The 22,503-nt window shown below is 46.0% G+C and carries 22 protein-coding genes, 2 pseudogenes and 1 riboswitch; of the genes and pseudogenes, 19 read left to right on the top strand and 5 right to left on the bottom strand.

Translation table 11 applies throughout. The features are described from left to right. Positions 1-39: 39 nt before the first annotated feature. From OGV94_RS18505 to OGV94_RS18465, 9 genes are all read left to right on the top strand, one after another. A complete protein-coding gene (locus OGV94_RS18505) occupies positions 40-924 on the top strand; it encodes a LysR family transcriptional regulator (RefSeq protein WP_043015831.1) in 885 nt (294 codons plus the stop codon). 198 nt (positions 925-1,122) lie between these two features. Then, positions 1,123-1,662, top strand: a complete 540-nt coding sequence (locus OGV94_RS18500) for a GNAT family N-acetyltransferase (protein WP_172863306.1) — start codon at positions 1,123-1,125, stop codon at positions 1,660-1,662. Positions 1,663-1,872: 210 nt separating this feature from the next. Further along, a riboswitch (cobalamin riboswitch) is annotated at positions 1,873-2,096 on the top strand. Positions 2,097-2,317: 221 nt separating this feature from the next. Then, positions 2,318-3,373 (top strand): ABC transporter substrate-binding protein, encoded by a 1,056-nt coding sequence (locus tag OGV94_RS18495; RefSeq protein WP_087052647.1) that lies wholly within the window; start codon positions 2,318-2,320, stop codon positions 3,371-3,373. A gap of 66 nt (positions 3,374-3,439) precedes the next feature. Next, a complete protein-coding gene (locus tag OGV94_RS18490) occupies positions 3,440-4,507 on the top strand; it encodes a FecCD family ABC transporter permease (protein ID WP_199994883.1) in 1,068 nt (355 codons plus the stop codon). After that, positions 4,504-5,319, top strand: a complete 816-nt coding sequence (locus tag OGV94_RS18485) for an ABC transporter ATP-binding protein (protein ID WP_043015828.1) — start codon at positions 4,504-4,506, stop codon at positions 5,317-5,319. The genes OGV94_RS18490 and OGV94_RS18485 overlap by 4 nt, the downstream gene beginning before the upstream one ends. A 10-nt stretch (positions 5,320-5,329) precedes the next feature. Beyond that, positions 5,330-5,770 (top strand): pseudoazurin, encoded by a 441-nt coding sequence (locus tag OGV94_RS18480; RefSeq protein ID WP_043015827.1) that lies wholly within the window; start codon positions 5,330-5,332, stop codon positions 5,768-5,770. A 27-nt stretch (positions 5,771-5,797) separates the two neighbouring features. Further along, positions 5,798-6,349: a ubiquinol-cytochrome c reductase iron-sulfur subunit gene (gene petA / locus OGV94_RS18475; RefSeq protein ID WP_051642642.1), complete on the top strand. Its 552-nt coding sequence runs from the start codon at positions 5,798-5,800 to the stop codon at positions 6,347-6,349. 1 nt (position 6,350) lies between these two features. Then, positions 6,351-7,511 (top strand): cytochrome b, encoded by a 1,161-nt coding sequence (locus OGV94_RS18470; RefSeq protein WP_286523933.1) that lies wholly within the window; start codon positions 6,351-6,353, stop codon positions 7,509-7,511. Between the two features lie 2 nt (positions 7,512-7,513). After that, on the top strand, positions 7,514-8,317 hold the full coding sequence (locus OGV94_RS18465; protein WP_075144873.1) for a cytochrome c1: 804 nt from the start codon (positions 7,514-7,516) through the stop codon (positions 8,315-8,317). Between the two features lie 298 nt (positions 8,318-8,615). Here the strand turns inward: OGV94_RS18465 and OGV94_RS18460 are convergent, their stop codons facing one another. Next, the gene (locus tag OGV94_RS18460) at positions 8,616-11,402 is read right to left on the bottom strand and encodes an inverse autotransporter beta domain-containing protein (protein WP_286523932.1); all 2,787 of its coding nucleotides are present in this window, start codon (positions 11,400-11,402) and stop codon (positions 8,616-8,618) included. A gap of 272 nt (positions 11,403-11,674) precedes the next feature. Beyond that, positions 11,675-12,100: a YuaE family lipoprotein gene (locus tag OGV94_RS18455; protein WP_043015822.1), complete on the bottom strand. Its 426-nt coding sequence runs from the start codon at positions 12,098-12,100 to the stop codon at positions 11,675-11,677. 1,253 nt (positions 12,101-13,353) lie between these two features. Between OGV94_RS18455 and OGV94_RS18450 the strand changes: the two genes are divergently transcribed. The 3 genes from OGV94_RS18450 to OGV94_RS18440 all read left to right on the top strand — a co-directional run bounded on the left by OGV94_RS18450 (position 13,354) and on the right by OGV94_RS18440 (position 16,247). Continuing rightward, on the top strand, positions 13,354-13,575 hold the full coding sequence (locus OGV94_RS18450) for a hypothetical protein (RefSeq protein WP_080625430.1): 222 nt from the start codon (positions 13,354-13,356) through the stop codon (positions 13,573-13,575). A gap of 141 nt (positions 13,576-13,716) precedes the next feature. Further along, positions 13,717-15,435 carry an ABC transporter permease subunit gene (locus tag OGV94_RS18445; RefSeq protein WP_105179621.1) on the top strand — a complete coding sequence of 573 codons (1,719 nt, stop codon included), beginning with the start codon at positions 13,717-13,719 and terminating at the stop codon, positions 15,433-15,435. Positions 15,436-15,464: 29 nt separating this feature from the next. Next, complete coding sequence (locus tag OGV94_RS18440) at positions 15,465-16,247, top strand: ABC transporter ATP-binding protein (RefSeq protein WP_043015819.1); 783 nt, start codon at positions 15,465-15,467, stop codon at positions 16,245-16,247. Positions 16,248-16,468: 221 nt separating this feature from the next. Here OGV94_RS18440 and OGV94_RS18435 read toward each other — a convergent pair whose 3' ends face one another. After that, positions 16,469-16,753: a hypothetical protein gene (locus OGV94_RS18435; RefSeq protein ID WP_125461427.1), complete on the bottom strand. Its 285-nt coding sequence runs from the start codon at positions 16,751-16,753 to the stop codon at positions 16,469-16,471. Positions 16,754-16,832: 79 nt separating this feature from the next. Between OGV94_RS18435 and OGV94_RS25125 the strand changes: the two genes are divergently transcribed. After that, positions 16,833-17,195 carry a cation efflux transmembrane domain-containing protein gene (locus tag OGV94_RS25125; RefSeq protein ID WP_080625432.1) on the top strand — a complete coding sequence of 121 codons (363 nt, stop codon included), beginning with the start codon at positions 16,833-16,835 and terminating at the stop codon, positions 17,193-17,195. Positions 17,196-17,218: 23 nt separating this feature from the next. On the opposite strand, the gene OGV94_RS18430 is transcribed toward OGV94_RS25125, so the two are convergent. Beyond that, entirely contained in the window at positions 17,219-17,626 is a 408-nt protein-coding gene (locus OGV94_RS18430; RefSeq protein ID WP_047412240.1) for a hypothetical protein, read from the bottom strand. Between the two features lie 488 nt (positions 17,627-18,114). Here OGV94_RS18430 and OGV94_RS18425 point away from each other — a divergent pair, with 488 nt between their 5' ends. The 6 genes and pseudogenes from OGV94_RS18425 to OGV94_RS18405 all read left to right on the top strand — a co-directional run. Continuing rightward, positions 18,115-18,453, top strand: a complete 339-nt coding sequence (locus OGV94_RS18425) for a hypothetical protein (protein ID WP_043015817.1) — start codon at positions 18,115-18,117, stop codon at positions 18,451-18,453. A gap of 3 nt (positions 18,454-18,456) precedes the next feature. Further along, positions 18,457-19,617, top strand: coding sequence for a cyclopropane fatty acyl phospholipid synthase (cfa, locus tag OGV94_RS18420; protein WP_080625433.1), 1,161 nt, complete (start codon positions 18,457-18,459; stop codon positions 19,615-19,617). Positions 19,618-19,840: 223 nt separating this feature from the next. Next, positions 19,841-20,140: a hypothetical protein gene (locus OGV94_RS18415; protein ID WP_080625434.1), complete on the top strand. Its 300-nt coding sequence runs from the start codon at positions 19,841-19,843 to the stop codon at positions 20,138-20,140. A gap of 64 nt (positions 20,141-20,204) precedes the next feature. Continuing rightward, positions 20,205-20,447 (top strand): DUF2442 domain-containing protein, encoded by a 243-nt coding sequence (locus OGV94_RS25120; RefSeq protein WP_043015815.1) that lies wholly within the window; start codon positions 20,205-20,207, stop codon positions 20,445-20,447. A gap of 706 nt (positions 20,448-21,153) precedes the next feature. Continuing rightward, entirely contained in the window at positions 21,154-22,086 is a 933-nt protein-coding gene (locus tag OGV94_RS18410) for a VirK/YbjX family protein (protein WP_080625435.1), read from the top strand. Positions 22,087-22,134: 48 nt separating this feature from the next. Then, a pseudogene (locus OGV94_RS18405) lies at positions 22,135-22,308 on the top strand (IS66 family transposase); the annotation flags it as partial. Here the strand turns inward: OGV94_RS18405 and OGV94_RS18400 are convergent. Beyond that, positions 22,303-22,483 (bottom strand): annotated as a pseudogene (locus tag OGV94_RS18400) (salicylate synthetase); the annotation flags it as partial. The pseudogenes OGV94_RS18405 and OGV94_RS18400 overlap by 6 nt on opposite strands. Positions 22,484-22,503 lie beyond the last annotated feature (20 nt).

Genomic DNA, 22,503 nt, shown 5'->3' with positions numbered 1-22,503 from the left:
ATTAATATTAAGACTGCTGTCATTCAGAGGGATTATTCAATGGCGAAAAGGGAGAACTACAACGAGCTGTACTTGTTTATGCAGGTTGTTCGGGAAGGCAGTTTCACCGCGGCTGCTCAGCGGCTGGGGCTCGCTCAATCAGGGGTCAGTCGTTCTGTTCGTGAGCTTGAAGAAAGGCTGGGCGTCCAGCTGCTGGTGCGTACCACGCGTAAACTGTCGCTGACGCAAGCAGGCGAGCAGCTCTATCAGAAGACGGCATCTGGATTTGATACGTTAGATCGTGGGCTTGCCACGCTGGCGCATTATCGAGAGACGCCCTCCGGCACGGTGCGTATCAATGCCAGCCAGCACGCCATTGATAAATGCCTGCTGCCTAAGCTGGCGGTATTTAAACAGCGCTACCCTGATATCAGGCTAGAACTGATGAATGAGAGCCGGTTCGTCGATATCATCGAGGAAAGATTCGATGCCGGCGTTCGTCTGGGGCCTGAAGTCGGCCAGGGCATGGTCGCGGTGCGCATTACGCCGGATATGGAGATGGCCGTTGTGGGTACGCCTGAACATTTTCACCGCTTCGGTTTTCCACAAACCCCGGCGGATTTAAAGGCGCATCCCTGCATCGCCTATCAGTTTGCCGATGGCAGCGTATATCAGTGGGAACTCATTCAGAATGATAAAAAAATCACCCATCAACCTGAAGGGCAATGGGCATTATCCGACAGCTATATGGAAGCAGAAGCCGCCCGGCTGGGTCTTGGGCTGGCCTATGTCCCTGTCGAACTGGTCGCGGATGATTTAGAACACGGTAATCTTATCAGGGTGTTGCAGCGTTACAGCCTGCGAATGGAAGGATTATTTCTTTATTATCCTCATCGCAACGTCTCCCCTGCCCTGCGAATGGTCATTGAGACGCTGAAAATTTAAGCGTACGCCATGGCGGCGTCTTCATTGTGCATAATGGTAGAAAGTATTCCTGCCTGAACTCAATATTTCCCATTTATAATCTGTGTGCAGAATAGCAACATTGACAATTGCATGTCTGTCTCAGGTCGCTCAATATTGTTTTTAAAGTAGTCTTATTGTTATTATCGTCTTCCATTCTAAGATTGAGTTATGCATGCCATGATCCCATTTAGGTTTAGTGAGATGACTCACGCCGATATTCCTGCTGTTCAGTCGTTCCTTATTGAACATCTTAATCTGTTCTTCAATGCTGGTAGATCCATGCCTTCTGACGAAGAAGATCTCTTTGATCTCGAACGACAGTATCTGTTACAGGAGAGGAATTCATTACTTTGCGCATGGAGCGAAAAACAAGAATTAATCGCTACACTGGCGGTATGTCAATATAATGATCGGATTGCTGAACTGCGCGGACGCTATAACTTGTCTGAAACAGCGGAAATTTGTCGTTGCTACGTGGATGAACGCTATCGCAGACAGGGTATCGGCAGTCAATTGTTTTCCTTAGCTGAGGTATTTTGTCAGCAACATCAATACAAAGTTTTGTATCTTCACACACATCATTTTTTACCCGGCGGTTATCATTTCTGGTTGCGTAACAATTTTAACGTGATTATGGATATGCAGGATGAATGGCAGTTGGTACACATGGAGAGTTCACAAAAAAAAGATTCAACTGCTAATACGCAGCATTTTTGATGGTGATCAATATGTTTCATACGCGGAGATTGAATTATGTTCGTAATTTGATCAACATCAACCAATTATCATTTAGCTTCCCGTTGTTATTTTCATTTACAGCATCACGCAAAGAAACAAACACACAACCATTTGTATTTATTGATTATTTTTAGTTGCCCACTCTCTTTTGCCTCTTACCCCCTATGGTTGACCTTGTTAACAATTGCCGTTAGAGTCGCTTTCGACAGCATTTCATTACATTTTTGTATATGAATAGGAATATGGTAAGAATTATTTAATTCAATTCCATAACTGCCCCCGCAACTGTAGGCGGATGCAGAATATCCTTGTGTGGTTAATAAGCCACAGGTCACTGTAAAGTTTATCTTTATGGGAAGGCTGATATTCTGGTTACCGTGAGTCAGGAGACCTGCTGTCAAAGGTGTATACCATTGAGTGGACGGGATGGTCCATGGGATGAATTATTTGACGAATGCAGTAGTGTATTTATGAATAAGATTTCGGCTAAGTAACGCTTATTTGCATTTTTTGCATATCTTCATTCTTAAATTTCACGATTGAATGTCATCTATCTTCATGTCTCCTCCCGATATATGGAATGAAATGAGCCATGACCAGATCTTCAGATTCTGGCATCAACGGGACGATGATAATGCACGCTAATTCTACCTTTTACTCCTCTAAAAAAACGCTTCTGGCTATTTTGGGCACGACTGCTCTGCTGCTTACTTCCGGTTTTTCTGCCGCGGCAAAAACCGAATATCCTCTGACGATTAAAAACTGTGGCCGCGATATTACCTTCAACCAGGCACCAACGCGCGTGGCAACAGTGGGGCAGAATAGTACCGAGATTCTTTATTCATTAGGGCTGGCCGATCGCGTCGTGGGCACTTCACTGTGGTTTGGCCCGGTACTGGATACTTATAAAACAGCAAATGAAAAAGTTGCCGTTATTGCGCAAAATATTCCCAGCTTTGAAGGGATTGTGGCTAAAAAACCGGATCTGGTCGCCAGCCAGTTTGAATGGCAAATCGGCCCAGCAGGCACGGTTGCCTCTTATGAACAGTTTAGTGAACTGAAGGTTCCCGTTTATACCGCGCCGGCTGACTGTGCGAAAGATAACGAAGATGGTGGTGATGGTGTCCGTAAGGGTATGTTTGATATTGCCATGGTGTATCAGGAAGTCGCCGATTTGGCGAAAATCTTCGATGTTCAGGATAAAGGCGAAGCGTTGATTGCCAGCCTTAAAGCACGTGAAGCCGCAGCGAAAAATAAAATTACCGGAATGGATAAGAATGTTTCCGCGGTGTTCTGGTTCTCAAGCGCCGATTTGCAGCTCGATCCTTACGTTGCCGGGAAGTTTGGCCCAGCTGCGTGGATAGCCCAAACGCTGGGTGTGAAGAATGTGATTGATTCTGCCGAAGAATGGCCAACAGTGGGCTGGGAAACCATCGCTAAAGCTAATCCTTCGGTCATTGTGCTCGGAGAGATGAGCCGTCGGCGTTTCCCGGCAGATGACTGGAAGGTCAAGATGGAATACCTCAAGTCCGACCCTGTCACCAAACTGGTTCCTGCCGTCAAGGAAAACCATCTGCCGGTCATTGACGTACAGACAATGAATGCCGGGATCAGAACTATTGATGGGGTGGAAAAACTGGCGGATGCCCTTGTTGAATATGGCTTAGCGCATCCGCAGGCTGCTCATTAATCTACGTTTTGCGCTATATCCTCGGACGGTATAGCGCATCTCCGTTACTCAGGAACGCAGATAATCATGAGTGATTCACGCAGGATGCGTCGTGCCGTTGGTCAACTTGCGATGAGAATAGGTGGACATGCCGTTTGGGTCAGTGCGCTGATGTGCTGCGTACTGCTGGCGGGTATTTCCATCGGCGAAACGCTGATTCCCTGGCAGCACGTACTCAGCACGCTGGCAAATCATCTTTTTGATTCACACTACCCTGTCGATGCGCTGGATGCAGGGATCGTCTGGAACTATCGCCTGACCCGAGCGCTGGTCTCCGCCAGCTGCGGTGCCTGCCTGGCTGTTTCCGGCGTAGTGCTGCAGTCGTTGCTACGCAATGCGCTCGCTGAACCTTATCTATTGGGGATTTCTGCCGGAGCATCCACCGGAGCGGTGCTGATTGCTCTCACCGGGCTTGGGGCTGGGGTCATCAGTATGTCATTGGGAGCTTTTATTGGTGCGCTGACGGCATTTATGTTCGTTGCGCTATTAGCAATGGCTGCTGGCGGTAGACAAGGCGGAGGTGTAACAACCCAGATCATCCTTGCCGGGATCGCCAGCTCACAGCTTTTCAATGCGATTACGTCGCTTATCATTACCCGCTCAGCAAACGCCGAGCAAGCGCGCGGTATTATGTTCTGGTTGTTAGGCAATTTGAGCGGTGTACGCTGGCCCGATGTTGTCTTAGCCATTCCAACCGCTCTGGTCGGTATCGTGCTGTGCTTCTGTTATGCCCGCCATCTCGACGCGTTCTCCTTTGGCGCTGAGTCTGCGGCATCGTTGGGTATTCCGGTAAAACGTACCCGTGCAGTACTGATTGCCGCCGTCACCGGCATGACGGCAATTATGGTCTCCATTGTTGGTGCGATCGGCTTTGTCGGTCTGGTTATCCCGCATGCCGCTCGTCTACTGGTCGGCAACCAGCATCATCGACTGCTGCCAGTGAGTGCGCTTACCGGCGCGATCTTCCTCATTATCGCTGATGTTATTTCCCGCACGTTACTCCCCGGCCAGGTTCTACCAATAGGCGTGATCACCGCTCTGGTTGGCGCCCCTGCGTTTTCAATCATTCTGATTAGAGGAAACCAGAACAAATGACGGTGAACCTCGTAAACCCTTTTATTACCTCTGCACAAGCCGTTATTGAAGCCTGTAATCTGCGCTGGAAGGTAAAAGGTAAGACGATTGTTGATGATATTTCACTCAGCGTAACGCCTGGCGAGTTTGTCGGCATCATCGGCCCCAATGGCTCGGGCAAAACGTCACTGATTTCACTCCTGGCTGGTTTGCTGAAGCCGACTTCAGGACGAATCACTCTGCAGCAAAAAGCGCTCCAGCATTATTCGCGGCGTCATCTTGCTCAACAGGTGGCGCTGGTCGAACAACAGGCTGAAACCAGCGAGCGTCTTACTGCTTTACAAGCCGTTTCTCTGGGGCGGACCCCCTGGCTTAGCCTGCTCTCCCCCTGGTCCGCCAAAGATGACGTTATCGTGCAGACTATGCTGGAAAAGGTTGATCTCAGTGAATTACAGCACCGCTGCTGGCATACCTTTTCTGGTGGAGAAAAACAGCGCCTGCATATCGCCCGGGCGCTGGCACAGCAGCCACAGTTGTTGCTGATGGATGAACCCACCAACCATCTCGACATTCAACATCAGATTGGCCTGCTAAGTCTCGTGAAACGTGAAAAGCTCACGGTGATTGCTGCTCTGCACGACCTCAATCATGCCGCGATGTTCTGCGATCGCATCATCGTAATGACGTCCGGACATATGGCGATGCAAGGGAAACCATGCGCTGTTTTTACCCGCGAAAACCTCCACACCTGGTTTGGAATCGACGCCATCATTGAAAGGGATGCAAGTGGTGCAAACTGTTTTATTCGTTATCAACGGCCTGATGAATTTTAAGGAAGAATCAATGAAATACCTCAAACAGAGTCTGCAAATTTTGTGTTTACTCGCTTTCGCCTCTTCAGCCTTCGCACAAACTCACGAAGTGTTGATGAAGAATCGTGGGTCTGCGGGGCCAATGGTCTATGAGCCGGATTATCTGGAGATCCAGCCTGGGGATACAGTGAAGTTTATCCGTAAACATAAAAGCCACAACGCGGCCTCAATCGCTGAGTTGTCTCCGGCTGGCTATCCTGGATTTATGGGCAAAATAGATGAAGAGATCGAAGTTACTTATGACAATGCCGGGTTCTACGGCATCAAATGTACACCGCATTACGCTCAGGGCATGGTGATGCTGATTAAGGTTGGAGATGCCTCGTTACCAGAAAGCTACCGTGCGTTCAAAGCGCCGGGTATTGCTGACAAGCGCTTTCAGGAAATTTACGCGCGTATCGACAAACATTAATCCGCGACACTTAAGGAGGTATACGAGGTGGCAGATAATAAACGTCCAGATGGCGAAATCCAGGAACAGCGTCGGGAATGCCTGTGTAAACTGACAAAATTTGTCGGTGCGGCAGGCGTCGCTGCTGCTGTCTGGCCGCTGGTTTCGGCCTTGGGCCCGGATGAAAAAACGCTTGGGGAAAATGAACCGATTGATGTCTCTCTTGCAGCGGTTGCTGCTGGACAAACCGTCAGACGTGTATGGCAGGGAAAGCTGATTCTTATTCACCATCGCACCCCGGATGAAATTATTACTGCCAGAAGTGCCGACCTGGATACGCTTATCGACCCACAGCCAGACAGCGCCAGGGTCTCTGCAGCCCATCCTCAATGGCTGGTGGTTCAAGGTTATTGCCCACATGCCGGGTGTGTACCTAACGCCCGACCGGGTGGGCTGGGTTGGATTTGCCCGTGCCACGGCTCAGAGTTTGATACCTCCGGGCGCGTGACGCGCGGGCCCGCAACGACCAACCTGGCAATCCCAGACTACGTTATTCATTCCGATGGTCAGGTCGTGCGTATCGGCGCGAAGGAAGTCTGAAATGAAGAATGAAAGCGTCTATTCGCTTCGCTGGCGTATTCCTTTCCCTCGCTCAATTGCCGGACTCTGGGTATTTGCGATCGGCGCTATCCTGCTGGTTATGCTCGGCGTGCAGATCTTTACGGGTATCGTGCTGGCGATGTTTTACGTACCGACGGCTGAGCTGGCATTTGACTCCATTATTCATATTATGCGCGCGGTTCGCCATGGAGAGCTGTTACGTAACATGCATGCTTTTGGCGCGTCGCTCTTTTTCTTTGCCTGCTACATGCATATTTTTCGTGGCATGTACTACAACGTTTACCGTAAGCCCTGGACGACAATGTGGATGGTTAGCGTCACGCTGTATATCCTGCTGATGATGACCGCGTTTCTTGGTTATAGCCTGATCTGGGGGCAAAAAAGCTACTGGGCGGCAACGGTGATTACCCGATTTGCCCAGGCCATCCCGCTGGTGGGTGATTCAATTTACGCATATTTAGTCGGCAGCCATACTCCGGGGACACCGATGCTGGGCCGCTTTTTTGTTATCCACTTTATTCTTCCCTTCGTGATTGTCGTCGCCACGGTTTTCCATATACGTACAGTACAGTCGGCTTTTGCCCAGGCGATGAAAAAGAGGTTTAGCGAGAAAGAGTCCAGGAGCCTGTTGTTCGATTACAAAATCACCGATCTCGATGCTATAAAAATCACTCTTTTTTTGATGGTTTTCGCCTGGTTTTTATTCTTCGCGCCGCACTATCTGAGCAGCGCCGACAACTTTATTGCTGCTGACCCAACGATTACACCCGCGATTGTTGCGCCAGAATGGTATTTCCTTCCCTTTTTCTCCATCTTGCGCTGCTTCCCGAATGAATTCGTGGGGCTAGCCGCGATGTGCGGCTCAATACTGATTTTCTATTTTCTACCCTGGCTTGATACTTCCCGGGCTCGTTTTCGCCATTACAGCAAACTGGTTAAGTGCGGATTCTGGCTATGGGTTATTAATGCCTGCTTTTTAGGCTGGTTAGGGTCGAAAGCGCTGGTTGGCCCGGATCTTCTTGACGGTTTTCGTAATGATGAGGGCTGGATCCGTGCCGCATCCCAGCTTTCGACGCTGATTTGGTTTGCCTGGTTTTTAATCGTCTTACCTTGCCGTCGTTTTCTTGAAAAACAGGACTGATGATGAAACAACTATTGAAATTCAGCGTCTTGTCCTTTTCTCTGTTGGGGCTGAGTTCCTCATATGCGCAGGAAGCCAGGCCTGAACGCCAGGAATGGAGCTTTAGCGGCATTACTGGCCAATATGATAAAGAGCAGCTTAGACGTGGCCTGCAGGTTTATGAAGAGAAGTGTCGCGCTTGTCACGGCATGAAACACCTAACCTTTCGGACGCTGACCAGACCCGGCGGTCCAGAACTCACGGCTGAAGAAGCAAGAAGTATCGCCAGCGGCTATCAGTTTCCTGAGATTCAGGATGACGGCCAGATTGGTGAGCGGGACGGTACGCTAAATGACAGCTTTATATCGCCATATCTTAATGAACGTGAAGCACGATACCTTAACAATGGCGCTGAACCCGTTGACCTGAGCTATATCGTCCGTGCCCGCTCATACGATCGCGGTTTCCCACAATTTTTGTTAGATGCTTTTCTGCCCTACACGGACCAGGGGGCAGATTACGTTTACGCACTGCTAACCGGCTATCTGCCTGCCGATCCTGAACTGAAGGCTAATCGTTATTTTCCAGGCGGCGTGATTAACATGCCAAAACCACTGACGAGTGGAGAGATCCAATGGAGCCCGGCATCGAAAAAAGCTGAAACTGAGGAGCAATACGCCAGGGATGTTACCGCCTTTCTGGCATGGGCTGCCGACCCGGCGCTCTCTGAACGAAAGCAACAGGGAAATTACGTTATGGGCTATCTGGCTATTATGTTGGGCTTGCTATGGCTATTACGACGAATGAAGAGGCGTTCGCTAATGTAGGTCTCGCGAGGTGGGGCGATTACTCAGTTCACCAGCATTCAACCGGGCAGCCACGCTGTTGCCTTGCGCGACTAAGACAAGTAAAGGAAGACAAAATATAAACCGAGCTAAACAAAATAAACCAAGCTATTAAATAGCCTGGAGTCCATATTTAGCGGAAACGTAGCCCGCTTCCGCTAAAACTAATTTGATTATGCCGGAGGATCTCTAAAGATGAATGGCACGATTATGCAGAATACTTACACGATCACCTTCGGCGTAGTGGCAGTTACACAGAATAACTTACAGGTTTCTATCACTACATCGACTTTCGACACACCATATATTCACTAAAGTTACCAATAATAGTACCGAGTTTTCCATTACTTAGACTGACAATGTATGTGGCAGCGGCATATTGAGATGTCCAGTAACCAGTATAATCTGTGATTGGATTCGTCGACACAAAACCTGATCCGTTGAAAGCAGTCAGATTACCCCACTCACTCCAAAGCCCACCGAGAGTTCCACGCTTACCATCACTTCTTTCACTCCCATTAAGTTGTTGTATTGTCGGCACTTTAGAAAAATTCGAACCGCAAAAACTAGCTTCATCCATGTCGGTCCCGGTAGTTGTACCATTATTGATGAACCAATTTTTCAGCGTAAAATCCCAACTGATAATTTTACCCTCACCACTAATTGGTGTGCCGGTAATAGTAACTTTACTTCCGGTTCCTGTATCGTTAAATGAAACCACTCCATCCTTTACTGTCACCCAAGGAGCATCGGCTTTCCAGTTAAAGTCTGAAGCGTTACCGTTTTTCAGCTCAATGGTGAACATCGCCCCTTTAAAACCTGTCGTTGGGAAGCCTTCATCCTTTCCAAAGATATAACCATTGACTGCAATGTCTTTTATTGAAACATCCGCCACGAAGCTGACCTTTTTATCCGCGTCCACCATCGTGCCGGTGCTGCCTGCCCTCACGCTCACCTGAATGTCCGACACCGCCGTCGTGGTGCTCGTCAGCGTCACCGTTGTCTGACCAGCGGTGTTGGTGGCGCCGTCCGCCGCCACCGTCACATGGTCAGGCTTGTCCGCCTGCGCCGTCACCGTCTGGTCCGCCACCGGGTTGCCGTTCACGTCCGTCACCGTCACCGCGTAGCGGAAGCTGCTGCTGCCGTCGGCAACCCTGCTGACCTCATCTCCCTGCAGCAGAACCGACTTCACCTGCGCCGTCGCGCTGTCTGCTACGAAGTGAACCCCAGTTGTATCGTAGTTACCGTTAAGCATCGTCGCCGTCACCGTGCTGGTGCCTGCCACCATACTGGTCAGCGGCGCCGTCGCCCGGCCTTTCTCGTCCGTGGTCACCGTCTTCGCGATGACCGCCCCGTTGTCCGCCGTCAGCGCCACCACCTGACCCGCCTTTTTGTCCGTCACCTGCACCAGCACGCTGTCCGTACCCTGACCGTCCGCCTTCGCATTATTCTTGTCCGACTTGATAGTCACCCCGTTATCGGATGGCACAACGTCAATCTGCATCGTTGCCGTATTGGACTGGTTGTCATGGTTGTCCGTCGCCATCGCGCTGATCTGATACGTCTGCGGCGTTTTCTGATCACCGCTGAATATATAGGCCGGCAGCATCACCTCAATTTCCGTGGGAGTCAGTATTCTGTAGCGTCCACCGCGGGCCACCAGCTCCGGAGAAACCGACCAGTCAACCCCCTTCAGGCCGTACTTGACCTTTGAGATCGTCAGCGGAATGGTGATGGTTTCCATCGCCTGTGCCCTACGCCGCTCCGGCAGCCCTATGCGCAGCAACTCCTGCTTACGGTACTGCATAACAATGTTGTAATTGCGGTCAACAAAATCGTATTTGTTGCCGGCCAGACTGCGCATTAAATCCACGTTATCGGGGCTGACCTGCTGATACCACGGCACTCCCAGCCGATAGTTAATATCCAGGGCCATTCGGGTATCATTTGAGTCACCAACCGAGCGGCTGGCAGAAAGGGTCATCAGGGGGAAAGGGGTGTAACTCAGGCCCGCAGTCAGCACGGCAGGATTGTCCTTCAGGGTGTCAGGACTGGTGCTGTCACTGACGGAGACGCCCCTGCCGAAATACTGCTCGTATTTCAGGCTACCGCCGAGATAGGGCCAGGCGGGCAGATATCCCTCAGCACGTATGTCGAAACCGTTTGCCGGACGCTCATCGTAGTCCTCCATCTCTGAAAGTACTGACTGGTGCCAGTTCGTCAGCCGAATATAACCGTTAACCCCCAGCTTCAGGTAATCGCGCCACAGCTCTGCACCGCCACCAAGACGCCGGTTTTTACCCGTATAGTCATAGTCATAGAAAACGTTTTCACCCAGCATCCAGTCGTCCATATACGTCCGGTAGCCGGCACCGAGGTTAACTGTATTTCTCTCCTGGCCCCGGCGAACGCCCAGTTGGGTAAAAATAAGATTCTGGTCGGTGTCGTGAAGAGGAATGAGCATATCACCGGAAAACTGCCCGTCGCTCCCCAGCGAGACCTTAGCGTTACCGAACTGATTGAGCCAGTCGTTTACTCTCTGGTTAATCAGTCCTTCGCCAACTCCCCGGGCATAATTAATGGCAGCATCCGTTCTGTTCTCGCTGGAGAACATGGACCCCATCTGCATGGCACCGGAGGCCAGCGTCCCTTCAGGTTCAGACGACCGTTCCGCAACATGCCTCTCCAACATGTTTTCTGACGGAACCTTCAGCGGCCTCCCCTGCCCCACTACCGGCCGGGTCAGATCTGGCAGACCGGGTGATACCCTGGGCTCCGGAATCAGTCTGGCATCGGGGACTGCCCGCTGACCTTGCGGGCCGGCAGAGAGTGGGACCACAGGCGCTACAGTTTGCCCTTCGCCAGAAACTACTGGCGGGGAGTCGTGATGCCCCGCCGGTTCTCCGAATATAAGTGAGTTCAGTCCATGAATTGTCCCCTGCATATCTGCAGACATATCCACATCCGCACGAGCCGGTGCCGGAAGCAGCGTCAGTACGGGTGTAATAAACTGTATAATAATAAGCAGCCATGCAATAAAAGCATTACGTCTGATGTCAGGGGACATGGACTATTCCATCATTAGAATAATAAACACAGATTAAAAAACGGACAGGAGATATATAATATCATTCTGCAGATTACAAAAAAAAACCGGTCAGGCATCCAATATAAAACAGGATGCATAACAGCGTAAGAAAAAGAGTCAGTGCCATTTCCATCACGAGCCTCCCTTACCCTTTCAGTATTTTTATGATTATCTCCACAACCCGGCATTAGTGCCTCACGTAGTATGCACCCGGCACCATTTATTTCCGGAAAGACAGCCAAGGAAATAGCTTAAATTCCGTATAGTTCTTTTATTTTTGCTTTAACAACCTGATATCCAGCATAATTGACGCGGTTACATAAGGTATCCAGCTTCATATCAAGCTTCATGGTATATACTGCTTTCGCATCGTCCCCCATAATATTTTTATTGGTGTTCAGAAACGTATACCCGTTGCCAATTTTTATATAGTCCTGTGAATATTTTTGATACTGCTCACTTCCGGTCCGCCGAAGAAAATTAAAGTTATCCACACAACTGTTGTTGCTGGAAGTAATAGCATAAACCGGAGTCAGGGAGTTTCTTCCGCTGGCGTACTTTACTGACGGAGTCATATTTTTACTGACTGCCTTATTGTCCGGGGAATGAGCCGCGCCAGAGGATGAACAGGCCGCCAGAAAAACTAGCGAAGCAATCGGAATCAGTTTTAATATCATGTAAAAACCTCGTTTAATTAAGAGAATGAATTATCCAACATGCAGGTTCACCATCCTCAAGGAAATGCCGGGATCAGCGTTCCATCGAGTCGTATCCGTATTCGCAGACCCAGCTTATTCAGCCAACTTAACCTGAGGCGGTAGATGCTCCTACCCTGTTCGATAAGAGCACGCATCATCGGCCGCTGTTTCTGCGTCGGTTCACGGAGCTCAAGTTCCTACATAAAGCCCCCGGCCCAATTGAACAAAAAAAGAACCAAATTTGTGCAGAAAACAAGCCAAGGATAGTATGCGCAGACATATTGACCAACAAAAACGATCAATTAATTACTATTGATAGTCGATAACTATCAAGAAAGGCGTAATCGATCGATATTTACATTGAACTAAATCGCCGTAAAATTGATCAAAATCAATATACAATTCTAATCATTTGCTGACTAAGGATTATTCGTAACGCGCAATCAACACGGTCTGAGTTTATTAGACCGGTGCATATTCCTGCTGGCTATCTGAAAAACCGGCATCACAGTTTTTCCTGAACTTCAGTTTTTAAGTCAACAGAACCAGATAGACTCATCAATAGTCTAAAAATCATTAATGATGGCCCCTCTAATCACAATGAAACGAATCATGACTGTTGCAGATCATCGATGTAACGATATTTTCGACAATGTATGGGTTTGTTGTATCCTCGTTTACCCGGCTGTGATGGTGGGGTCAGTCCATTAACGGCAGGGAGTGTCTGGATTATCCATAGCGATTCAATCCGTATTATTTTGAAACATTAACTCTTACCTTGTCATAGCTAAACAATTCATAACCAGAAGTGATTTTTTAATTTACCGTTCAAGCCACATAGCTATAATAAGGCATCTTTCAAACAGGAGTTATTCGTTGGACAGTTACCCTAAATTAAATAACAAGGCAAGCTAGCGAAAATGTTCCTGTCGCTGCTTGCCGGTCCCGGTGGGCAGTAATTTCACCTAACATGTGATTGCGCCTCAAAATAACTACTAATTAGCGTGATGTTCTTATCGAAAATCATCCCGCCATAACTAAATTAACCCCGTATCTTCAAGAGGAGAAGCGTTATGACGCATAACATTTCTGATGAACCTCCATCGAGAGGGCTAAGCACAGGCTGACTATCTGCATTGAAATCAGGTGTATGCAATGGAGGTGGTCATGACAGTTGCCTTGAAACTGTCGGTTAATGGCCTTTCATTTAATGCACTTAGGTGAGGTGTAGCATGTTGCTCACAACCAAACGTTATATTTTTTATGTTGATGCTAATAGCACCATTCATTTTTCAACTCTGGCGGATGCCTGTCTGCCCGTCCGGAATTCATCACCACTCGCCATCAATAAAAAGCTCGCTAACGGAAAGTCTTTCGTCAGTGGGTTCCTGCAAAAACTTGCAAATAAAAGACAGCGTGCAGTTGAGGATTATATCAACACGTTACTGCCTTAATTCGTAATGTACCATAGAGGCTTGAGTTAAGCTGACGCGCCTCTATGGCCATTTTGGGTTTATAAATTTCATCCTGCATTATTCACTCATGTTCAGTGAAGGTCATCCCCTGAGCGTGAATAATGAGCGGAGATTCTTATTATGCATGCTTTGACAAAACATAGAAGCAAGACGACTTCTGTGCTTAACGATATGGTTGTCTGTTTTATTCTTGTGGCAAGTATTGTCCTCTTTATCTACGGTTGGCGGGGGATGCATAGCGCATTCAATGGGCACGACTTACCCGCACTAAGCCTCGATTATCATGTTCTTCCTTATTACACGCTTCGCACCACCATGCGCCTGGTAATCGGGCTATTTTATTCAATGCTATTTTCAATCGTCTTTGCGGTGCTGGCAGCAAAATTTGCGCCTATGAGACGCGTCATTTTGCCCTTAGTCAACTTTATGGAATCTGTCCCGTTAGTTGGATTCCTGACTTTCACCACCGCCTTTTTCCTCGGTCTTTATCCGCACAGCGTTATGGGGCTTGAAGGTTTAGCGATATTCGCAGTCTTTACCGCACAAGCATGGAATATGATGCTGACGCTGTACCAGACACTCAGAGTGGTACCCAACGAGCTGGCAGAAGCGACGGAAGTATTCCGCTATAACCCTTGGCAGAAATTCTGGCGCCTGGGATTCATCTATTCGTTCCCGGGGTTACTGTGGAATACGATGGTATCGCAGTCTGCCGCCTGGTTTGCGTTAATTGCCTCAGAGATGCTGACAGCAGGAGGAGGCAGTACAAATTTACCGGGTGTTGGCTCTTATATTGGTATTGCGCTTCAGGAAGGTAGTCCTTCTGGCGTCGTCCGGGGAGTATTGGCGCTAATCGTTAATATCATCATCTTTGACCAATTACTGTTCCGTCCGCTGGTCCGCTATGCCCATCAGTTTAAGTACGAGGATGTAAGTGACAGAAAGGTACCAAGTTCATGGTTCTATCAATGCCTGAGCAATTCAATGACAGGGCGAGGACTGGGGCTCGCCTGCAAACGGTTCTCCCTATTCTGGTTATTTGTATTACCAAAAGCATGGTACGGGTTACGACTTCATCGCTTGTTTGCTTTCCTGGGACAAATGAACTGGCTTTGGTCAAATCTATGGTATCTGGCTATCGTTGTTGGATGCATTTATTACGGCCACCAGCTGTGGTTATTCATTCCTAAGGAATATCTGGCTTCACTTCCCGGCTGGATGGGGTTGACTGCTGCGAGGGTCATTGCGGCCATGGTGCTCAGCGTCATTATTTTTACGCCGCTTGGCGTCTGGATCGGTCTACGGCCTAAACTGGTACGTTTTTTCCAGCCGATTATCCAGGTTTTAGCCGCGGTTCCTGCCAACGTCTTTTACCCGTTGATTGCTTTTATGATTGTGGTATGGCACCAGGACCTGGGGAGCTGGACCATCCCGATGATTATGCTGGGTACACAATGGTATGTGCTTTTTAACGTCATCGCGGGCACATCGATGATCCCCAGCCAAATGGTTGAAGCGAGTAAAGTTTGTCATCTTCGTGGATGGCTGTGGTGGAGTAAATTCACACTTCCGGCAATTTTCCCATATATCGTCACTGGAGTTATTTCAGCAGCTGGGGGGGCATGGAATACCGCAATTGCCGCTGAAGTACTGAACTGGGGAAAAATTACATTACAAACTCATGGGCTCGGTGCCTTTATCTCTCTCGCCAGCGATGCCGGCCTAAATCAGCAAGAAGCACTGGGATGCCTGGCAATGTGTTTCATGGTTCTACTGTGCATTATTTTCATCTGGCAACCCATGTATCGCTATGCAGAAAACCGTTTCAAATTCGACTAATGATTAATAATCAGCCATCAGGACATGTTATGAAGCATTCAAAAGCTGTATTAGAAGTTAAAAACATCTCTAAATCTTTCAAAAAAGACCGGGAACAAAAAGTTGTTGTGCTAGAACATATTAATCTTGAGGTTAAGGAGAATGAGATTGTTGCATTACTTGGGCGTTCTGGTTCGGGTAAATCCACGCTGCTGCGAATGGTGGCCGGTCTTGTCGAACCTGATTTTGGTTCCATCGTGTGCTGCGATCAGCCAGTTAATGGGCCGGGAAAAAATACCAGTATGGTCTTTCAATCATTTGCGCTATTCCCATGGTTAAATGTGTTCGATAGTGTGGCTCTTGGGCTGCAAGCACTGGGACTTTCGTCTGATGAAGTCGGTAAAAGGACGATGGACATGTTGGATTTGATTGGCCTCATCGGCTATGAAAAATCTTATCCACGGGAGCTCTCGGGGGGGATGCGCCAGCGTGTCGGGTTTGCCCGGGCACTGGCGGTTGAGCCGGATCTTTTACTGATGGATGAACCTTTCTCCGCGTTGGATATATTCACCGGCAACAAGCTACGCCAGGATCTCATCGAAATGTGGGAAAATAGGGTTATTAAAACACGCTCGATGCTCCTGGTAACCCACAGCGTTGAAGAAGCGGTAATGCTTTCAGACCGGGTATGTCTTCTTGGCGGGCATCCCAGCACAATAACAGATATTTTCAGCATTAACATCGAGCGCAATCAGAGAACCAAGGAAAGTATTTCTACGATGGTTGAGAAGATAAGCGACACTCTCAATGGGCTGATTGCCGCCAGCGCGTAATTTAAGGGGGATAATGATTACCTCATGGACGAGCTAATCATTACAGTTGTTATGCATATTCATTCCTTTTAATAACAATGGGCTTTGTTGAATACATCGGGTTCAGTTCAAGCCTGCTAGCAAAAGAAAGTCCATTTTCAGGCAATAAGCATGTTTTCTGACATGCCTGCCTCAGTCATTCTGTTCAACCCAAAACACTGACCAGAGCCTCTGCTACCTCACTATCGTACAAGTGTAATGATTAGAGCTTTTTCTTTAAATTGTTCAATTCGTTGCTGGCATGCCCCTTGGTTCTCAAGGGTTGATTTCTGATGGCCTTCACTCATTTTTAGACTTATTTCTGACTTTGTTATCATGGTAGAAAATAATAAATCCAGCGAGACTCTGATGATGACCACCATTACGGAAATCTGCGTTTCGAGAATGGTGCGAAATTTATTATCGGGGACATTCTGTTTTTTGTTGGTCCAGGGATGCTGTGGTCTGCCGGTAATAAGCTCTTTCACGGACAGTCTCATCAGGAAGTAAAACGATCGCATTATGGATTGCTTTACTGGCTCTAGCGATTAAGGAGACTCTCTTTAGATATATGCTTGCGACCGGCCGAGGCATAACTCTTCACTACTTATTGCGAATGCCTGGCACGCGCGATCCGATTCTGCATCATCCGTAGTGGTGGCGTTCGGTATCACCGGGAATTTGCTGGGGCTGCACTTTATGGATTTACTGGTCGTATTTATTGTCGCTAAATTCATTACCCGGATGGGATATCAGTTCGCCTCAGATGCCCTGCATGACTTGATGGGTCACTCTGTCGATGCTCAGACGGATCTCGCTACACAAAATTGCCTGCTGACAACCAACTGTGTGCTTAGGCTTCATGAATTCGATAGCAATGTGAGCTCAGGCCATAGGTTACATAACATATTGTTAAATGGGAGCGGCTGAGTCACGACGTGACTTGAATAGTTTTAACCTCCGGCAGCTATAGCTGCAAAGCCCGCACCGAGTGCTACAGCAAATACAGCAACGATGACAACTGCGGTTACTCCAGCGCCAGCCCCTATTGCTGCTGCTGTTTTTCCTTTCGATATGTCTTTTTTATCAAGCGAAACCATATCATCAAAGGAAACCGCCTGCCCGGTACTTGTAAGCAGCGCCCGCGGTGTGGTTGTCTGAACAGTAACAGTATCATGGCTACCATCTTTTAATTTGTACTGTACAACATCACCTTCGTACAGAGGGGGATTGAGAAGGTAATAAGAGTAATTATTCTCAAGCTTTTTCGGTTTCACCTGCACCGAATCATAAGTTGAACAACCTGACATCAGCATCGTTGAGGCCATCATTATTCCAGCCAGAATTTCTTTTGATTTCATTTTAACAAACCTATATTTAAAAAATAATTATCTTGATGTCTATATATCTATGAAGAAGCATATACTTGTGACATAGCAAAGGCAAACCTTACAGGTTGCGATTGGTTATCGTAAAAAAAAGCAATCCACTGCTGGCATGAACAATACAACCTGGAAAATATAACGTTAGTTATTACATTAACGCAGTGATTCACAATCCAAAATTAGCATTGAAAAACTAAACAAAACATATACGAACAACAAGTAATAAAAATTTTCTCAGGCGTAGTTCAGATTAATATATTGAAACATATTTGCCGTCTTCAAAATTGATAAATCATAGCAATCACACCATATAAAAAACAACGATAATCGATTATAAAACAACTACTTAAAAAACTCATTCCATTCATCAATGATCATTATTCGTATAATTCATTATATTTTCAAATAAACATCAAGCAGATTTGTATTACAAATGACAGAATATAAAAAGGTATCTTCCTACTATGAAGAAAACGTTGGAACTGATGAATAAAGCCAATGAACTTGAATCCATGGGATTGTTACGCCGTGCGATATCGGTCTGGCGAGAAATTCAGTCAATTAGTGATGGGGATATGAAGTCAACTGCTATAATGAAACAAAGAAAACTGACCACACTCCTTAGTAGTCGACTGAAAGATGCAGAAAGAAACCAGTATAACTGTCGTAAAAACATCAACGAAGACCGTGAAACAATCCTTCAACATCTTAAAAATGGTAAGACTCCGCGAGAAATTGAGATGTTAACGTGGAGGTCGACTTCTTTTATTTACAGCTGTAAAAAAAAGTTACAAGAGAGTTAGTTCATGAATAATAATAATTATTATTCCAGGAATAAATATCCATTGAACACAGTACGAAAAGGCCAACATGATCAATGGTATGATCTGGCTCAGCGACTGTTTTATGAAGCTGATATCAAAATTAATGGTTCTCGACCATTCGACATTCAGGTACATGATAACCGTTTTTTCAAGCGAGTTTTACAGCAAGGCGCTCTTGGCCTCGGTGAAAGCTATATGGATGGCTGGTGGGATTGTGAAAAGCTGGATGAAATGGTTACCAAAACTCTCCGCGCTGACCTGGACGGGATAATAAAAAGGAACATGAAGAACATGGTCAGGCTTGCTGGAGAAAAATTGCTCAACATGCAATCAAATAAGTGGGCCTGGATAGCAGGTACAGATCATTATGATCTTGGTAATCGCCTGTTCTGTTTAATACTCGATCCTTATATGCAATACTCTTGTGGTTATTGGCGTAATGCGGAAAATTTACATACAGCGCAACAGAATAAGTTAAAACTTATTTGTGAAAAATTGCAGCTTAAAAAAGGAATGACGTTATTAGATATCGGTTGTGGCTGGGGGGGGCTTGCTGCGTATGCGGCTGAAAATTATGGAGTTAGAGTAACGGGAGTAACTGTCTCAGCCGAGCAAATAAGAATGGCCAGTATCCGTTGTAGCTCATTAGATATAGATTTTAAGTTAATTGATTATCAAGATCTCCCAACACTTACACAAACCTTTGATCGCATTGTCTCGATAGGTATGTTTGAACATGTTGGAGCTAAAAACCATCTGACTTATTTTAATATTATTAATCAGCTTTTAAAAAAAAGTGGCTTATTTTTACTCCATACTATCTGTTCGAACAAAACTGACCATAATGTAGATCCATGGATAAACAAGTATATTTTCCAACATGACAGTTTATCGTCAATTTCTCAAATATCGAGTGCGAGTGAAACTTGGTTTGTTACAGAAGACTTACACAATTTCGGTACAGATTATGACAAGACTTTAATAGCATGGGAGCAACGTTTTAACTCTTCATGGCATCTTTTGGAAGATGATTACCCCCCTATATTTAGAAGAACGTTCGATTACTATCTTAACTCTTGTGCAGGTGCTGTTCGTGCAAGGAAAATACAACTTTTGCAGTTCATTTTTACTAAGGGTATTTAGGAAGGTTAGATACTACAAGGTGTAAGTACACTTATCAATGAAAAGGCAAGAAATATGCAACCGCTAGAGAGAAATAAAAAAACACAAAATATCATGTTAGCATTATGCTGGGTGATATTAATTGCAGCATTTATTTTTTATTGTTTTGATTTTTATTGGTTTTGGTAAAATCCATCTAAGACTCAATAAGTAATTACATTAATAATCAACAGGAGTAGCCATAATGATTATAGATGAAAATAAACAAATGCATGTTTTAAATGCTTTCAAAACAGCACTTCCCTCAAGAATAAATCATCACGAGTGGAATCAATTAGTTAAATCGATTGGTAGTACAAAAGAAACCTATGCGTATATGGCTCTTTTAATCGATGAAGGTTTTCTTACTGGTACTGTTATCTTTGATGAATCACCTGACAGTGACGGAGGATGGCATGTTAATCTTCATTCGATACGTATCACCGCCCAAGGGAATCGACGTTACCAATACTGGATACTATCGAAAGATATTTATGGAAAATAATCAAATTATCTGACAACAATTCAATGAAGCGTGTTCCATACATTAACTTACCTTAAGGTCTCTTATGTTACAAGTTAAAAAAATACGGTATTCCGCCCATCATATTTGTCTTGAGTTACAAAATGGACTCATTATATCGGTCCCTTTCATTTGGTTCCCATTGCTTAAGCAGGCAAATATAAAAGATTTAAAAAACTATAGAATAACAAAAAACAGTATTGAGTGGCCTAACATTGGTGAAGCATTCACTCTTACCGAAATTTTAAATAGTGCTGGCTATCCGTATCCGGAGAGTATGGATAGCTAGAACCATTTTAAAAAAGGATGGGACGAGTAACAAGTCAGTTAAGCTAATCTTAGTTGACTTGTTGATTCTGTTAATAGACCCGTTTTAGTTCCAAGCATTTTTTGAGATCTTGGCCAAATTGACCCTGACCTAAATCATTGCAGTGCTAAATCAGAGATCTTTGTCTTTCCAGAGACTTTGGATGAATTTAGCCGGAGCCATGTCATTTGAGAATGAATACATACCGGCAGGCGCTTGCCCAGCACCCACCCCCCCTCCATCACACCGACCACATCCTCGCCTTTCAGCGACTTTCCATCATGGATCGCCAAACATTCCAAACTAAGTAGTTGATCTAAATGAAAAATAAATATCTATACGGTTCTGTTAAGCAGCTTACGGTAGAGGCTGTAATACCTTGTTTAAACTGAAGTTTAATGTCCCCATCTCTATCTTAAGAATACACTCATCATCTCATAGAATATAGCAATGCCTGTAAAAGCACTTTGTTTAATAAATATATAGGTTTCACCCTGTATAATTAAAAATTAGTTAATGCCTGTCCATTTCCGTCAGAGATTTGGGTTTTATAACTCTCTCCTGTCCAAATGGAAAAGTGTTGCGCCCAGAAATGAAGCTATTATTCATTCTGAATGTGCCAATCAAGGGTTATGATTTACGAGCGAATAAACTTTAACACTAAATAACAGATTAACACGCGATATTTATGAAAAATGTATCATTTTTAAAATTTCTGACAAACATCGTACTGGCTCGTGGTTCTCTGCATGGCAAATGGAAGAACAAGAAATTTCGATTCATGTATCTTTTACGGTGCATAATCAATCCTGCCTCCAGTATTCTTTATTTTTATGAGTTATGTTCACTTAGTGAAGCGAATAAGATCCTGGAAATACAACCTACGTTGCCGGCCAAAATTCATCGCCCTTATTTACATAAAGGTGGACTAACCAAGACTCGACGTAAAAATATCATTGGACATTACCGTTTTATCCAAAACCTGCCAGTAAAATATCAGGATTTTTTATTTCCGGACAGTGATGTATTATTGACTCAGTTTAATGGAAAAAATGGTGAGGAGCTTAATATTTATTGCTCTTCTGGCGGTTTTGATCGCGAGGGAGAACTGATGTTGTCGCTCTATTATAACACGATCCCGGTCGCTCGTTTGTCATTCTCTATTATCCCAACACCAAAAGGGCATTGTGCGTTTATTGGTGGTTTACAGGGTGCTCCAAAAAATATTGGACCTGACGTTATTAGGGATGCAACTAAGGCCTGCTATGGACTATTTCCTAAGCGGATCGTTTATGAGGCTCTGTGCTCATTAATGAGTTGCTGTGATATTTCTGATGTTTTAGCAGTCAGCGAACAAAGTCATGTTTTCAGGCAACTGAGATACCGGTATAAGAAACGTAAGTCCTTTGTTGCCACATACAGTGATTTTTGGGAATCGATTGCTGGCCGTCCATATAGTAACTGGTATCAGTTACCGGTGAATGTCGAGCGTAAGTCATTTAATGCGCTTCCCAGTAAAAAACGCTCAGAATACAGGAAAAGATATGCTTTGCTGGATTATATTCATGAGGAAATTAGGGATCGCCTACAAGGCAGGCCAAAAGTCCAGAGCGCTGACTAAAGCTATCCGGGCAGATTAATCATCTTCAACATTAATGTTATGTACGCATACTGCAGTACTGGCTAGATGGAAATCAATAACATCGCCGAAAACGCTTTAAGGTGCGTGGTTGTGGGCTGAATAAACTGGCTGTTTCCGGATTCAGACAGTGGTTGTGGAAACGCGGCGGGGTTGTCCTCGCCGATCGACACCTACCCTCAGAACAATGTGGAACCCGAAAAATAGCTGCGTTCCGTCGGCATTTATGTGCAACCGAGCCTGGCAGCCTTTGCCTAAATACCCACAAGGCTGACTCTCATAGACATAACACTCTTCTTCTGCAAACTGGCGTAAGACACCAGAAATTCGTCGGCAGCCATTGTTCCTCTGGTAACGTCAGGTGTAAAAATTCACTGATTTTTAACCCTTAACTCTCTG

The sequence above is a fragment of the Citrobacter sp. Ce006 genome, assembly GCF_030336535.1.
GTDB classification, from domain to species: Bacteria; Pseudomonadota; Gammaproteobacteria; order Enterobacterales; family Enterobacteriaceae; genus Citrobacter; species Citrobacter europaeus.
The sequence above is the reverse complement of the archived record's forward strand: the minus strand, read 5'-3'. Positions and strand labels throughout refer to the sequence as shown.